The organism is Sandarakinorhabdus sp. (genome assembly GCF_032115815.1).
GTDB lineage: Bacteria > Pseudomonadota > Alphaproteobacteria > Sphingomonadales > Sphingomonadaceae > Sandarakinorhabdus.
In genome coordinates, this window is record NZ_JAUMBI010000200.1 from 1 (window position 1) to 14,159 (window position 14,159).

At 63.6% G+C, this 14,159-nt stretch carries 11 protein-coding genes; 5 read left to right on the forward strand and 6 right to left on the reverse strand.

The features are described from left to right. Positions 1–383, reverse strand: a 383-nt coding sequence (locus tag RT662_RS11690; protein ID WP_313670881.1) for a GcrA family cell cycle regulator, incomplete at its 3' end; no start/stop codon positions are given. A 71-nt stretch (positions 384–454) separates the two neighbouring features. On the opposite strand from RT662_RS11690, the gene RT662_RS11695 reads away from it, so the two are divergent. The 5 genes from RT662_RS11695 (at position 455) to RT662_RS11715 (ending at position 6,712) form a co-directional block, all read left to right on the forward strand. After that, entirely contained in the window at positions 455–1,285 is an 831-nt protein-coding gene (locus RT662_RS11695; RefSeq protein WP_313670882.1) for an ABC transporter permease, read from the forward strand. A 143-nt stretch (positions 1,286–1,428) separates the two neighbouring features. Continuing rightward, positions 1,429–2,661, forward strand: a complete 1,233-nt coding sequence (locus tag RT662_RS11700) for an efflux RND transporter periplasmic adaptor subunit (protein WP_313670883.1) — start codon at positions 1,429–1,431, stop codon at positions 2,659–2,661. Further along, the gene (locus RT662_RS11705) at positions 2,661–5,777 is read left to right on the forward strand and encodes an efflux RND transporter permease subunit (RefSeq protein WP_313670884.1); all 3,117 of its coding nucleotides are present in this window, start codon (positions 2,661–2,663) and stop codon (positions 5,775–5,777) included. The genes RT662_RS11700 and RT662_RS11705 overlap by 1 nt, the downstream gene beginning before the upstream one ends. A gap of 71 nt (positions 5,778–5,848) precedes the next feature. Continuing rightward, positions 5,849–6,256 carry a nuclear transport factor 2 family protein gene (locus RT662_RS11710; RefSeq protein ID WP_313670885.1) on the forward strand — a complete coding sequence of 136 codons (408 nt, stop codon included), beginning with the start codon at positions 5,849–5,851 and terminating at the stop codon, positions 6,254–6,256. Positions 6,257–6,424: 168 nt separating this feature from the next. Beyond that, complete coding sequence (locus tag RT662_RS11715) at positions 6,425–6,712, forward strand: hypothetical protein (protein WP_313670886.1); 288 nt, start codon at positions 6,425–6,427, stop codon at positions 6,710–6,712. On the opposite strand, the gene RT662_RS11720 is transcribed toward RT662_RS11715, so the two are convergent. The 5 genes from RT662_RS11720 to gorA all read right to left on the reverse strand — a co-directional run. Next, positions 6,709–7,497, reverse strand: coding sequence for an enoyl-CoA hydratase/isomerase family protein (locus RT662_RS11720; protein ID WP_313670887.1), 789 nt, complete (start codon positions 7,495–7,497; stop codon positions 6,709–6,711). The two genes, RT662_RS11715 and RT662_RS11720, sit on opposite strands and share 4 nt — an antisense overlap. A 5-nt stretch (positions 7,498–7,502) precedes the next feature. Continuing rightward, positions 7,503–8,276 (reverse strand): SDR family NAD(P)-dependent oxidoreductase, encoded by a 774-nt coding sequence (locus RT662_RS11725; protein WP_313670888.1) that lies wholly within the window; start codon positions 8,274–8,276, stop codon positions 7,503–7,505. Between the two features lie 144 nt (positions 8,277–8,420). Further along, positions 8,421–11,159 carry a S8 family serine peptidase gene (locus tag RT662_RS11730; RefSeq protein ID WP_313670889.1) on the reverse strand — a complete coding sequence of 913 codons (2,739 nt, stop codon included), beginning with the start codon at positions 11,157–11,159 and terminating at the stop codon, positions 8,421–8,423. 405 nt (positions 11,160–11,564) lie between these two features. Continuing rightward, a complete protein-coding gene (locus tag RT662_RS11735) occupies positions 11,565–12,941 on the reverse strand; it encodes a class II 3-deoxy-7-phosphoheptulonate synthase (RefSeq protein ID WP_313670890.1) in 1,377 nt (458 codons plus the stop codon). A gap of 39 nt (positions 12,942–12,980) precedes the next feature. Next, on the reverse strand, positions 12,981–14,159 hold a 1,179-nt coding region (gene gorA, locus RT662_RS11740), incomplete at its 5' end, for a glutathione-disulfide reductase (RefSeq protein ID WP_313670891.1).

Below are 14,159 nucleotides of genomic sequence, written 5' to 3' on the forward strand. Positions count from 1 at the left end.
TTGTCGTTCAGATCGAGCAGGCTGGTGCGGGTCTGCTTGCCGCCCTTGCCGCCACCACTGGCCGGCTTGGCGATCGGGCGCGCAGCAGGCGCCTCTGCCGGCGTCATGGCAGGCGCACTGGCAGCAACCGGGGCCGGGGCGGGAGCCGGTGCAGCGGCTGCCGGTGGCGGTGGAGGCGCGGCGGCCGCGGCGCGGGCCGGGGCCGGCGTGGCGTCCGTCGCCTTCACCGGAGACGGCCGGCTTTCCAGGCCCAGCCGGTGCGCCTTGCCGATCACGGCATTGCGGGTCACGCCTTCGCCCAGCAGCTCGGCGATCTGGGTTGCGGTCATGCCGCCTTCCCAACCCTGCTTGAGCTTTGCGATGCGTTCGTCGGTCCAGGCCATGGTGTGTCTTGCCCTCAGATAATCGGCGTCACCCCTTGGCAGGGCGCGCGTGCAATCGTAAGCCCCTAACCATGATGCACGCCGATAACAAGCTGCCAGCACACCCGGAGCCCGGGGTGCCCGTAATTGCACGGCTCAATACGGAAGGGTTGAAAACCCTTTATCTGAAAGAGGTGCGGCGCTTTTTCAAGGTGCAGCTGCAAACCATCTGGGCGCCGGCGGTTACCACCCTGATGTTCCTGGTGATCTTTGCGGTGGCCTTGGGCCGGGGTAACGTATTGATTCTGGGCGTGCCCTATGCCGATTTTCTCGGCCCCGGTCTGATCGTGATGGGCATGATCCAGAACAGTTTTGCCAACACCTCGTCCTCCATCCTGGTCGCCAAGGTGCAGGGTTCGATCATCGATGTGCTGATGCCGCCGCTGTCAGCCGGTGAATTGATGTTGGCCTGGGTGGGCGGTGCGCTCACGCGGGCCTGGCTGGTGGGTCTGGCGGTATGGGCGGTAATGGCGCTTGCGCCAGGCGTGAACGTACCGGTGAAGGATCCGCTCTTGGTGATCTATTTCGGCTCGATGGGGGCAATTTTGCTGGCGCTGCTCGGCATCCTGACGGGTGTGTGGGCAGACAAGTTCGACCATGCCGCGGCGGCCACCAACTTCGTCATTCAGCCGCTCACCTTGCTGTCGGGCACCTTTTACGCTGTTGAACGGCTTGGGCCGACGGTGGCGGTGATCGCCCACGCCAATCCCTTCTTCCACGTGATCGACGGTTTCCGTGCCGGCTTCATCGGGGTGTCGGACGGGCCGCTCGGGCAATCGGCGCTGCTTTTGGCGCTGGTCAACATCGCGCTGTGGTTCCTGTGCTATCGCGTGGTGAAATCGGGCTGGAAACTGCGCGCCTGATCCGCCCAGATACGGTCATGTGCGGCAACGACGTATTTGCACTCAGCGCCAAAGCCGCATAACGCACGGCCTGCTCAAAATGTATGGGAAAACCCAACGGGGGATTCCTCTGGGCAGCGCGTAAGGGTTTGGACTGCAAGACGATGAACATTGATTCCCCCTTCTTCCGCCGTGGCGGCGCGCTTGCGCTCGCATTGCTGCTTGCCGCCTGTTCCAGCGGCGAGGACAGCGGCGCTGGCGGCGGCAAACCCGGCGGCAGCAAGCGGCCGCCGCAACTCGTTTCGACCCAGATCGCGGCGATGGAAGATTTCGCGCCCACGCTGCTGGCGCTCGGCACCGTTACCCCCAGCCAAAGCGTGGCGGTGCGTCCGCGCGCCGATGGCGAGATCGTGGGCATCGCCTTCAAGGAGGGCGACAATGTCCGCGCTGGCCAGTTGCTGTTCCGCATCGATTCCCGCCAGGCCCGGGCCGCCGTGGCCCAGGCAGAGGGCGAACTGAAGGGGGCCATTGCCGCCGAGCGCCGCGCCACGCTGGATTTCAACCGCGCCGAAGCGCTGGTGGCCAAGGGCTTCGTATCGGCCGCTGCACGCGATCTGGCTCGGGCCAATGCCTGGTCGGCGCGCAGCCAGATCGAAACCAACCGGGCGCTGCTGCAATCAGCGCAGGTGCAATTGTCGTTCCTCACCGTTACCGCGCCGATTTCCGGTCGCACGGGTGAGCTTGGCTTCCGTCGCGGTGCCACCGTGCGCCAGGGCGATGCCACGGCACTGGTGACGATCAACCAGATTTCCCCCATTCATGTGCGGTTCCTGGTGCCGGCGGGCAATGTGCAGCAGGCGCGCGCCATGCAGGCTGGTGGCGGCGGCAAAGTGGTGGCGCGCGACCGGCAAAGCGGCGAGGTGCTGGCCACCGGCCGCCTGGTGTTCCTGGATAACAATATCGATCCGGGCAACGGTGGCGTGGCGGCTCGTGCCGAATTCCGCAATGAAGGCGACATTCTGTGGCCGGGCGCCATTGTTGATGTCGAATTCCCGCTGGGGCTCGCGACGGCGTACATCGCATTGCCCGAAGGCGCAGTGCAAACGGGCCGCGACGCGCCCTTCGTGTGGGCAGTTGCTGGCGCGGCCAAGACGCCGGGTGCGAAAGGCCCGGGTGGCAAGGTCGAGATGCGTGCTGTTGAAGTTGCGGGTCGTCTGCGCGGCAAGGTCTATCTTGCCAGCGGCGTGCAGCCCGGTGAGCAGGTGGTGGTCGATGCACTCGCCCGGCTGAAGGAAGGTGATAGCGTGCGCCTGAAGGGGTCGAAAGATTCCGGGGGCAAGCCCCAGATGGCCGCTGGTCCCGATCGACCTGCCGCGCCGTCCGGGAGCGCTGGTTGATGGGTTTCGTCCGCCTTTGCGTCGAGCGGCCGATCGCCACCATATTGCTGACACTTGCGGTCGTGTTCGGCGGCCTGTTCGGCTATCGCCAGTTGGCGGTTTCGGCCCTGCCGGAAGTTGATCTGCCCACCATTCAGATCGAAGCCAGCCTGCCCGGTGCCAACCCCGGCATCATGGCGGCATCGGTGGCAACGCCCATCGAACGCCAGCTTTCCACCGTTGCCGGCATCGAACAAGTGCTGTCGTCCAGCAGCACAGGCTCCACGCAGATCACCGTCCAGTTCGCGCTGGATCGCGACATCGATTCCGCCGCGCTCGACGTGCAGTCGGTGCTGTCGGCGGTCACCCGCCGGCTGCCACCGGAAATGCCCAGCCCGCCAAGTTTCCGCAAGATCAACCCGGCTGATTCACCCGTCATCATCCTTTCGGTGCGCGACAAGACACGGGCCCTCAATGATCTGCAGACGCTGGTTGATAATCTGCTGGTGCCGCGGGTTTCCACGCTGCCGGGCGTTGGCCAGGTGCAAACCTATGGTGATCGCCGCTATGCGGTGCGCATCCAGTTCGATCCGGCCGCGCTGGCGGCGCGCAACCTGACCGTGGATGATCTGCGCACGGCCGTGGCTGCGGCCAACAGCAATATCGCCGTCGGCTCGATCACCGGGGGTGAGCGCAACTATGTGCTCGATGCCTCCGGCACACTCGAAAAGCCGGCGGAATTTGCCAACATCATCATCGCCAACCGCAATGGCTTGCCGGTGCGGGTGGGCGATGTGGCCAGCGTGATCAGCAGTTATGAACGGCTGCGCGGCGGTGCGCGTTTCAACGGCGAACCGTCGCTCACCGTGGCGGTGAGCCGCCAGCCCGGGGCGAATGTCGTGAAGCTGGTGGATTCGGTGCGCGAAGTACTGCCGTCCGTACGGGAAGCCATGCCGGTTTCGGTGGATATCAGTGAAATCCTCGACCGCTCTGAATCGGTGCGCGAAAGCGTTTTCGACGCGCAGGCGACGCTGGTGGGCACAGCCTTCCTTGTCATCCTGGTGATCTACCTCGTGCTGGGCGATGCGCGCGCCACCTTCATTCCGGCCATCGTTCTGCCGGTGGCTGCCATCGGTACCTTTGCCGGCATGTATTTCTTCGGTTTCACGCTCAACAACCTGTCGCTGCTGGCGCTCACTCTGGCCACCGGCTTCGTGGTCGATGATGCAATCGTGGTGCTGGAAAACATCGTGCGCCACACCGAAGACGGCGAAGATCCGCGCAGCGCCGCAATCATCGGCGCCAACGAGATCAGTTTCACCGTTGTCTCGATCTCGGTCAGCCTGGTGGCTGTGTTCATCCCGCTGTTGTTCATGGGTGGCATCATCGGCCGGCTGTTCAACGAATTTGCCGTCACCATGACCATCTCGATCGCGGTATCGGCCGTGCTGTCGCTCACGCTGATCCCGATGGTGGCGGCGCGCCTGCTTAAATCCGGCCACCACCAGCCGGGACGGGTGGCGCGCATCACCACGGCCGCCTTTGCCCGCCTGACCGCACGTTACCTGAAAGCCTTCGACTGGTCGCTGCAGCACCGCAAGGTGATCGGCGGGCTCACCGTGGCCTCTGTCGCGGTGGCGGTGTGGGGCTTCATGGCCGTGCCCAAGGGCTTCTTCCCGTCGGAAGACACCGGCGTGGTGTTCTTCGGCACCGAAGGTGCGCCCGATCTGGGCTATGAGGAAATGGCCAAGAAGCACACCATTGCTGCCCGCAATGTCCAGAACGATCCCGCCGTCGCCCGCGTCAACGCCATCCTTGGCATGGGCGGTTCGGGCAGCGGTCGCATCTTTGCGCCGCTGAAACCGCGTGACGAGCGCGACGACATCGAAACCGTGCTGGCCCGCCTGCGCAAGGCAACCGCTGGTATCCCGGGCTATTCCGCCTTCCCCAATGTGCAGCAGAATTTGCAGCTGGGTGGCCGGCCGTCCGCGACCAACTATCAATATACCATTTCGGCCGTGGACAAGGATGAACTCTACGCCTTTGCCCCCCGCCTCGAACAGCGGATGCGCACCATCCCCGGGCTGGTGGACGTGAACAGCGATTATCAGCGTGGCGCCCGGCAGGCCTTTGTCGAAGTTGATCGTGATGCCGCCGCTCGGCTTGGCGTGCCGGTCGAAGCCGTGCGTCGCGTGCTGCTCGCCGCCTACGGCAACCAGCAGATCAGCCGCATCTATACAGACGCCGAAGATTATCAGGTGATCATGGAAATCGATCCCAAGGATCAGACCAACCCTGATGCCATCGGTCGGCTGAACGTGCGCGGCAGCAACGGCGCGCTGGTGCCGCTCTCGGCAGTGTCGCGCACGCGGGTGGAAGGTGCGCCGCTCACCATCTCGCACCAGAGCCAGCTGCCGGCCGTTACCCTGTCGTTCAACCTGCTGCCTGGCGTGGCGTTGAGCGAAGTGAAACCGCTCATCGATGCGGCGTCGGTGGAAATCGGCCAGCCTGCCAGCGTTTCGGGCGCACTGGGCGGCAATGCACAACAGTTCGAAGCCAGCACCAAATCGATGCCGATCCTGTTCCTGGCGGCGATCATCGTCATCTACATCGTGCTGGGCGTGCTGTATGAAAGCTTTGTCCACCCGATCACCATCCTTTCCGGCTTGCCGGCGGCGGGTATCGGCGCCGTGATGTTCCTGTGGCTGTTCGACATGCCGCTGGACGTGATCGGCATTATCGGCGTCGTGCTGCTGATCGGGATCGTGAAGAAGAACGCCATCATGATGATCGATTTTGCCTTGGCAGGGCAGCGGGCGCATGGCTGGACTCCGGCCCATGCCATCCGCGAAGCCGCTGCCAAGCGCTTCCGCCCGATCATGATGACCACCTTTGCCGCCATGGCCGGTGCCGCGCCGCTGGCGCTGGGCATTGGCGCCGGCGCCGAACTGCGGCAGCCGCTGGGGATCGCCGTGCTGGGTGGCCTCGTTGTCAGCCAGGTGCTCACCCTGTTCATCACGCCCGTCGTCTATCTGGGCATCGAAAGCGTGATGCAGTGGGTGCGCGAAAAGCGCGGTTCGGCCCAAGTGAAAGAACTGCCCGGCGCAGCGGTGTTCCGGCCGGAAGCGGCAGAGTAATCCCCCTCCCTCTGCCAAGAGGTGGCGGGTCCGGGTGTTTGCAGTAAGCTCTGCCGCAAAGGAGCCTGACCATGCCCACCACAGCCGAGAATCTCGCCCGCTGGCATGCCCACATCAAGAACCCCAACCACCAGGCGTTGTGGGACATGCTGCATCCCGATTGCGTGTTCGAAAGTCCGGTGGTGCACACGCCGCAGGAAGGTCGCGAGATCGTGTTCAAATATCTGGCCAGTGCCGACAAGGTGCTGGGCGGTGAAGGCTTCACCTATCGCGGCGAGTGGATGAACGCCAACAGCGCCATTCTGGAATTTGCCAACACCATCAATGGCATCAAGGTGAATGGCATCGACATGATCACCTGGAATGATGCTGGCCAGATCACCCACTTCAAGGTGATGGTGCGCCCGCTGAAGGCCATCCAGATGGTGCATCAGATGATGGGTGAAATGCTGCAGAAAATGGCCAGCCAGCCAGCCTGAACGCGCCGAATCCCGCCGACCCCCCGCGACGACGTGTCGGCAGGGCAGGGCGCTCTGCCATCTGCTATCACGCTCGCCATGTGTCGCCTGATCCTGCTTCTATTGCCCTTGGCTGCCTGCGCGCCGGAACCCGGGCCAGAACAACTCGCCGCCCGTCGTGCTGAAGCCATGCTGCACGCTGCTGGCCATGCCAACGCCACGCTGCTGGCGCCGCTGTCGGGTCTGGATGGCGAGGGCCTGCCCGGCGTGTGCGGCCTCATCGAAACCCGCGCCGGCCCGGTGCGGGTGGTGGTGGCACTGGCCACGGGCAGCGTGCGCACCGGCCTGCCAGCCGCGCAGGGTGCCCATCGTGCCGATCTGGGCGAGAGCCGTTACTGCAGCGAAGCGGCGTTGAAGCGCTGGGATCAGGTGAAAACGGGCGATCCCATCGGCCTGATCGCCCGCATCGGCGCCTAGGACGAATAGTTCGGCGGGCGCTTCTCCAGGAACGCTGCCAAGCCTTCCTTGAAGTCATCGCTGGCCGCGCACATCAGCTGGTTGCGGTTTTCCAGCGCGATCGCCGCTTCCAGACTGGGCGCGTCGATGGCAAAGCCCAGGCCTTCCTTGGTCATCCGCAAGCCAATGGGGGAGGTGGCGAGCATTTCGGCCACCAAAGCCTCACCCGCCGCTTCCAGCTCGGCATCGGGCACCACCTGGCTCACCAGCCCGGTGGCGAGTGCGCGGTCCGCGTGGATGAAGCGGCCGGTCATCATCAGTTCGGCGGCCAGGCTGGCACCCACCAGCCGTGGCAGAAAATAGGATGTGCCCATGTCGCAGCTGGAAAGCCCCAGCTTGATGAAGGCGGCGTTCATGCGGGCGGATTGTGCCGCGATGCGGATGTCGCTGGCCAGAGCGAAAGCGAAACCGCCGCCACAGGCCGCGCCGTGGATCAGGCTGATGATTGGCTGCGGGCAGCGACGCATCTTCACATACACGTCCGCCAGCCAGCCCTGAAAGCCGAAGCCGCCGGCGAAGGGCGCTTCCTGCGTGCCCTGCGCCTTGATATCCAACCCGGCGCAATAGGCGCGGCCAGCGCCCTTCATCACCACGATGCGGGTGTGACGGGCGTTGAACAGTCGACCGAAATAGTCCGAAAGATCGGCCACCATCTGGTTGTTGATGCTGTTCAGCGCGTCGGGGCGGTTCAGCGTCAGCCAGTCAACCGGCCCGCGCTGTTCGATGCTGATGGTTTCATAGGTCATGCCGCTCACCTGTTCGATTGCCCGTCGTCGATCTTGATCACCGTGCCGGTCACCGCCTCGCTGGCCGGGGCGACAAGGTAGAGCAGGGTAGAATCCATCATCGCCGGATCTCCCAGCCGCTTGCGGCGGAAATGCTGCGTGATGTCACCCATGCGGCTCAACATCCCGTCCATCATCTCGCTGGCAAAGGCGCCGGGCGCGATGCCGTTGACGTTGATCGGATAGCGCGCCCATTCCACCGCCAAAACCTCGGTCATGCGCACCACGGCGGCCTTGGTCATGCTGTACAGCGCGGCACCATGGCCTTGGTATTCAAAGGCCGCCATCGACGCGATGTTGACGATGCGCAGCGGCTTGCCATCGGCGATGCGGCGGGCGGCGAGGCTGGTGGAGAGCAGCCACGGCGCGTTGACGTTCACCGCCATCACCTGGTTGTAGAGTTCGGGGCTGAGCTTGTGGGCGCGGGCCGCATCGGGAATACCGGCGTTGTTGATCAGGATCGACACCGGCCCCATCGCGGCTTCCACCGTTTCGGCCAGCGCCAGGCATTGCGCCTGATCAGCGACATCGATCTGAAAGGCCCGGGCCGTTCCACCCGCCGCAGCGATTTCGGCCACCAGCGCATCAAGCTTGTCGGTGCGGCGCGCGCACAGCGCCACGCTGGCGCCGGCGGCCGCGAGGACCCGGGCAAAGCGGGCGCCAAGCCCTGACGAAGCGCCGGTGACAATGGCCAGTTGGCCGGAAAGATCATGCGACGCGTTGGGCAGCGGTAATGTCATGTGCGGATCCTGTTTGCAGACCCGGCATCATTGCGGGCCTATAGCGTGGCCGCCATTGCCAGAAGCGACAGGCCGGAACGGCAAAAGGCCGGTCAGGCGTCCCCGACCGGCCTTCGCCCCGCACGGCGCGTGCGCCGTGACCCGTTAAGCGATTGCGATATTCTGTAGTTGCAGAGGGGCAAAGCCAAGCTGGGCGGAACCCAGATCGTTGAACCATGTCGGCCCGCTGCCAAAGGCGGCGAGGATGTCGCCGTCGCCCGCCGGTGCAAAGGCCCCGAAATCGACGATGCTCGCTTCAATCCCAACCGGATCGATATCGCCCACCGCAGTAGAGCCGGGTGCGACGAAGATGAAATCCGCCGCCGTGACGGTCTTGCTGCCCTGAACAAGCGCGATCAGTTCATCGAACGTCTCGAACACGCCGTTGTTGTTGCTGTCCCACCAGATGCGTGTGCCGGTGAAGCCACCTACGGTTCCGGTATTCATGAAATAGTTCCCGGCCAGCAGCTGGACACGATCGCCTTCGCTGAAGTCGGTGATGCGGGCATAGTCGCCGGCACCATTCATGGTTGCACGGCCATCATTGTAGAACACGCCGCGTCCGTCGCCGAGCACGAACACATCATTGCCGAGGCCACCCGTCATAATGTCGGAGGTGAAACTACCCAGCGTGGTGCTTGTGGTCGGCAGGCCGGAGATGATGTCGTTACCCGAAGAGCCTATGATGGCCTTGTCCGAACTGTCAGTGCCGTAAACGACATTGCTCGGTTGTGGATCTGGTTCGGGCGGCGGCGGCGGTGGTGGCGGCGGCGCTGCCGTCGAAAACACGATATCGGCCATGGTCAGCGTCTTGCTGCCCTGCACCATCGCGACGAATTCGTCGGGGCTGTCAAACCGGCCGTTGCCGTTGCTGTCGAAGAAGATCCGCATGCCGCTGAAGCCGCCGGCAGTGCCGGCACTCAGGAAATAGGTCCCCGGCGCCAGTTGCACCCGATCACCTTCGGTGAAGTCGGTAATGCGGGCATAATCGCCAAAACCCTGGTTGTTGCTGCGGCCATCGTCGTAAAACACGCCGCGGGCATCACCCAGGATGAAGAGATCATTGCCAGCGCCGCCGGTCATCACGTCCACGGTACGGCTGCCGATCTTCGTGCTGGCGAGCGATACGCCGGAGATGATGTCGTTGCCAGCGCCACCGGTCAACGTTTCCGAGCCGTCGGTGCCATAGATCACCAGGTCGGGAGACGGCGGCGGGGTTGGCGTCGGTGTCGGGGTGGGCGTTGGGGTGGGCGTTGGGGTCGGCGTCGGGGTCGGCGTCGGGGTCGGAGTATCGCCCAAGCCGATCGTGATCAGATCGTTGACGTCGAGACGGCCATTGGAGACCGTGATGTTGGTCAGCGACGTTGTTGCTTCCGCACTGTTCAGCAGCGCCGCGCGCAGCTGGGGACCGGTCAGGCCTTCGCTGGCACTGCTGAGCAGGCCGAGCGCGCCCATGACGTGCGGAGCGGCCATCGACGTGCCAGTGTAAGCCGCATAATTGCCACCCGGTGTGGTCGACACGATCGAGCTGCCCGGCGCGCCAATATCCACGTTGAGCTTGCCGAAGTTCGACGAGCCGGCACGGGCACCGGTGGAGGTGATGTTGGCCACCGCGACCACGGCTTCCCATCCGGCGGCGGCCAGGGTGGAATAGTTGGTGGGGAAATACGCCACGCTGTCGTTGTTGTCGCCCACGCCATCACTGCCGCCATTGCCGGCAGCGGCAACGAACAGCAGATCCTGGCGGGCGGCGCGCACGATGGCATCCAGCATCGCCGTCGATTGGCTGCCGCCGCCCCAGCTGTTGTTGGTGCCAACATAATTGCCGGCGCCGGCATCATGGGCCTTGGCGGCATTGGTGTAATAATCGATGGCGCTGATGGCCGCTGCACTGCTGCCCGAACCGCTGTCGGGCAGGAACTTCAGGGCAACCATCTGCACCGCCCAGTTCACCCCGGCCACGCCCAGCGCGTTGTTGCCGATGGCACCCATGGTGCCGGCAACGTGGGTGCCATGGCCATTGCCATCCATGGGATCATTGTCGTTGTTGACGAAATCCCAGCCGATCAGATCGTCGATGCGGCCGTTGCCATCATTGTCGACGCCGTTTTCCCAGCGCGTATCGTTGAGCAGATCGCCGGCATCGATGCGGCCATTGGCGTTGACGTCACGCACGGCGCCGGCATTGGCCACGTTGTTGAGATCGCGGAAGGTGATCAGCGTGTCGCCGTCGGTATCAACCAGGCCAAGATTGTTCGGGATTTCGCCGGGATTGAGCCAGATATTGAGATAGAGATCGGCGTGCGTGTAATCGATACCCGTATCGATCACGCCAATCACCGTCTTGGTGGAACCGGTAAAGCCGCGGTCCCAGGCCTCGCCGGCCTGGCTGCCGAACTGGTTGGCCGGGCTGGTGGTGTCACCATACATGCCCCACAGGCCACCGTTGCTATAACGCGTGTCATTGCTGCCCTGCACGGCGATGGCCGAATTGGCTTCGGCAAAGGCCACATTGGGATTGTTGGCCAGCGCGTCCATCACCGCTTCGGCGCTGCGTCCGCCGCCCACCTTGATCAGCAGCAGATCGCCATCGGCGGCGCTGCGGATCACGCTGGCTTCGCTGCCGCCGGCATTGCTGATCGCCAAGGCCTGATCGGCGGCGCTGGCGCCGGGGCGAAACTGCACCAGCAGTTCGGTCGCCGGGCGGGCTGCCTGCGCGGCTACGGCCGGCGCGCCATCGCGAACGCCAAGGGTGCCGATGGCCATCTGATCGTCGCCGGCTACTTCATACTGGGCAATTGCCGGCCCATCTTCAACTGCAATCCGGTTGAGAAACAGAGACATCGTGGTTGACCCTCTCAGACCACGTGCGCAACGCAAACTTTACTGCGGTTAACGCACACAACAAAATGATGAACACGGGGTTACGCCAAGCAACTAGTAACGAAGTCTTTACTTGGGCTAAGAAACCCAAAGAAAAACTTTTCGTTAACCAAATGTCCCGAAACACTGGAACATCCGGTTTCACGGGTTGCTTAGTCCGTATTGGTGTTAGAAATGTAAACGACAGAGCATTCTCGTGATGAATCTTCATCAACGATGTTCGTTAATCACTCATGATGTGGAATTACTAAATTTTCCTGACCAGAGCCTGAACGGTCGTGCGGAAAATCGAGGCCCAAAAGGAAAGCCCGGCCAGCCAATCAAGGCTGGCCGGGCGCGGCCGCTTCGGGGTTTTCAGGGGACGATTCAGGCAGCGGCGCTGTGCGCCAGGGCCTCGCGTTCGGCTTTCAGGGCTTCGGCAATAAGGAACGCCATCTCAAGGCTTTGGCTGGCATTCAGGCGGGGATCGCACTGGGTCTGATAGCGGGTGGCAAGGCCCTCATCGGAAATGGCGATCGCTCCCCCCGTACATTCCGTGACGTCCTGCCCGGTCATCTCCAGATGGATGCCGCCGGCATGGGTGTTTTCCGAGCGGTGGACAGCGAAAAAGCCGGTCACCTCAGTCAGAATCCGGTCGAACGGACGCGTTTTCAGGCCCCCGGCGGCCTTGATCGTGTTGCCGTGCATCGGATCACAGCTCCACAAAACATGGCGTCCTTCCCGCTTCACGGCGCGAATCAGTCGGGGCAGATGGGCTTCCACCTTGTCATGGCCGAATCGGGTGATCAGGGTGATTCGCCCCGGCTGATTCGCTGGATTCAGCGTATCGAGCAGGCGGATCAGGTCATCCGGCTCCAAACTCGGCCCGCATTTCAGGCCCAGCGGGTTGCCCACGCCGCGCAGGAATTCCACATGCGCGCTGCCCGCAAAGCGCGTGCGGTCGCCAATCCACAGCATATGGGCCGAGGTGTCGTACCAGTCGCCGGTCAGGCTGTCCTGCCGGGTCATCGCCTCTTCATACCCCAGAAGCAGCGCTTCGTGGCTGGTGAAGAAACTGGTGCCCTTCAGTTGCGGCACCGTGTCGGGCGACAAGCCGATGGCTTCCATGAAGTCCAGCGCCTCGCCGATGCGGTCGGCCAGTTGCGCATATTGTTCGGCCCAGGGGCTGCGCGCGGCGAAATCCAGGTTCCATTTGTGCACCTGGTGCAGGTTGGCATAGCCGCCGCTGGCAAACGCCCGCAACAGGTTCAGCGTTGATGCCGATTGCATGTAGCCGCGGATCATCCGCTGCGGGTTGGGCATGCGCGCTTCGGCGGTGAAGTCGATATCGTTGACATTGTCGCCGCGATAGCTGGGCAGCGACACGCCATCGATCTCTTCAAAATCACCCGATCGCGGCTTGGCGAACTGGCCGGCCATGCGGCCCACCTTCACGATCGGCATCTTGCTGGCAAAGGTGAGGGTGACCGCCATCTGCAGCAGCACCCGGAAGGTGTCGCGGATGGTGTTGGGGTGGAACTCGGCAAAGCTTTCGGCGCAATCACCGCCCTGCAGCAGAAAGGCATTGCCGGCCGCGGCATCGGCAAGCCGTGTCGTCAGGTCGCGCGCTTCACCAGCAAACACCAGCGGCGGGTAGGAACGCAGCTCGGCCTCCACCGCGTGCAGCGCCGCGGCGTCAGGGTAGGTGGGCAATTGCCGGGCTTCACAGGCGCGCCAGCTGTCGGGGGTCCAGTTCTTGGTCATAGCGCAGCTGCTTTGCGGCAAATCACCATGGTGAGCAAGTCACCGCATGAGGACGAGCTCCTCGCTCATCGTCGGATGCAGCGCCATGGTGTCGTCAAACTGCGCCTTGGTCAGCCCGGCCTTCACCGCAATGGCGACGGCCTGCAAGATCTCCGGCGCATCCGGGCCGATCATGTGGGCGCCCACCACGCGGTCGGTCGCGGCATCCACCACCAGCTTGTAGAGCGCGCGTTCATTGCGGCCGGCCAGCACATTCTTCATCGGCCGGAAATCAGAGGTGAAGATCTTCACCTGGCCATAGGCGTTGCGGGCCTGGGCTTCGGTCATGCCCACGCTGCCCAGCGGCGGATTGGAAAACACCGCCGAGGGGATGGCGTTGTAATCCACGTGCCAGCTCTTCTCCCCGAACTGTCGATCGGCAAAGCTGTGCCCCTCGCGGATGGCCACGGGGGTGAGTTGCACGCGGTCTGTCACGTCACCAACGGCAAAGATGGTGGGCACATTGGTGCGATTGTCCGCGTCCACGGCAATCGCGCCCCTCTCGTTCAGCGCAACACCCACATCCTCCAGCCCGAGGCCTTCGACATTCGGCACCCGGCCCAGTGCCCACAGCACGACATCGGTTTCCATGGTCTTGCCATCGGCGAAGTGCAGCACCAGGCCGGCTTCAGTCTTTTCAACCCGTTCCAGCCGGCAGTTCAGCTTGAAATTCAGCCCCTTGGCCATGCTGATCTGCAACAGGCGATCGGCCAGTGCCGGCTCCCAGCCGCGCAGGATGGTGTCGCTGCGGTTGATCAGAGTGACGTCCACACCCAGTTCGTGGAACACGCCGGCAAATTCGGTGGCGATATAGCCGGCGCCGGCGATGACCATGCGCTTTGGCAGTTCGGGCAGGTGGAACACCTCGTTCGAGGTGATGCCATGCTCCGCGCCCGGAATATCAGGAATGAAGGGCCGCGCGCCGCTGGCAATCAGGATGGTGCCGGCGGTGTGGCGTTGGCCTTCAACCTCGACCGTGTTGGCATCGATCAGTCGGGCATGGCCCAGCAGGGTGGTGACCTTGTTGTTGTCGAGCGTGTTCTGATACAGGCCGTTCAGCCGATCGACCTCGGCCGCCACATTGTCGCGCAGCACCGGCCAATCAAAGCGCTTGGCCTCGATATGCCAGCCAAAACGGCGGGCATCTTCCAGATCCTCGGCGAAATGCGATCCGTAAAC

Bases quoted from the DNA above. Each gene is read 5' to 3' on its own strand.
- RT662_RS11695 (WP_313670882.1), top strand. From the start codon at position 455: ATGATGCACGCCGATAACAAGCTGCCAGCACACCCGGAGCCCGGGGTG.
- RT662_RS11700 (WP_313670883.1), top strand. From the start codon at position 1,429: ATGAACATTGATTCCCCCTTCTTCCGCCGTGGCGGCGCGCTTGCGCTC.
- RT662_RS11705 (WP_313670884.1), top strand. From the start codon at position 2,661: ATGGGTTTCGTCCGCCTTTGCGTCGAGCGGCCGATCGCCACCATATTG.
- RT662_RS11710 (WP_313670885.1), top strand. From the start codon at position 5,849: ATGCCCACCACAGCCGAGAATCTCGCCCGCTGGCATGCCCACATCAAG.
- RT662_RS11715 (WP_313670886.1), top strand. From the start codon at position 6,425: ATGCTGCACGCTGCTGGCCATGCCAACGCCACGCTGCTGGCGCCGCTG.
- RT662_RS11720 (WP_313670887.1), bottom strand. From the start codon at position 7,497: ATGACCTATGAAACCATCAGCATCGAACAGCGCGGGCCGGTTGACTGG.
- RT662_RS11725 (WP_313670888.1), bottom strand. From the start codon at position 8,276: ATGACATTACCGCTGCCCAACGCGTCGCATGATCTTTCCGGCCAACTG.
- RT662_RS11730 (WP_313670889.1), bottom strand. From the start codon at position 11,159: ATGTCTCTGTTTCTCAACCGGATTGCAGTTGAAGATGGGCCGGCAATT.
- RT662_RS11735 (WP_313670890.1), bottom strand. From the start codon at position 12,941: ATGACCAAGAACTGGACCCCCGACAGCTGGCGCGCCTGTGAAGCCCGG.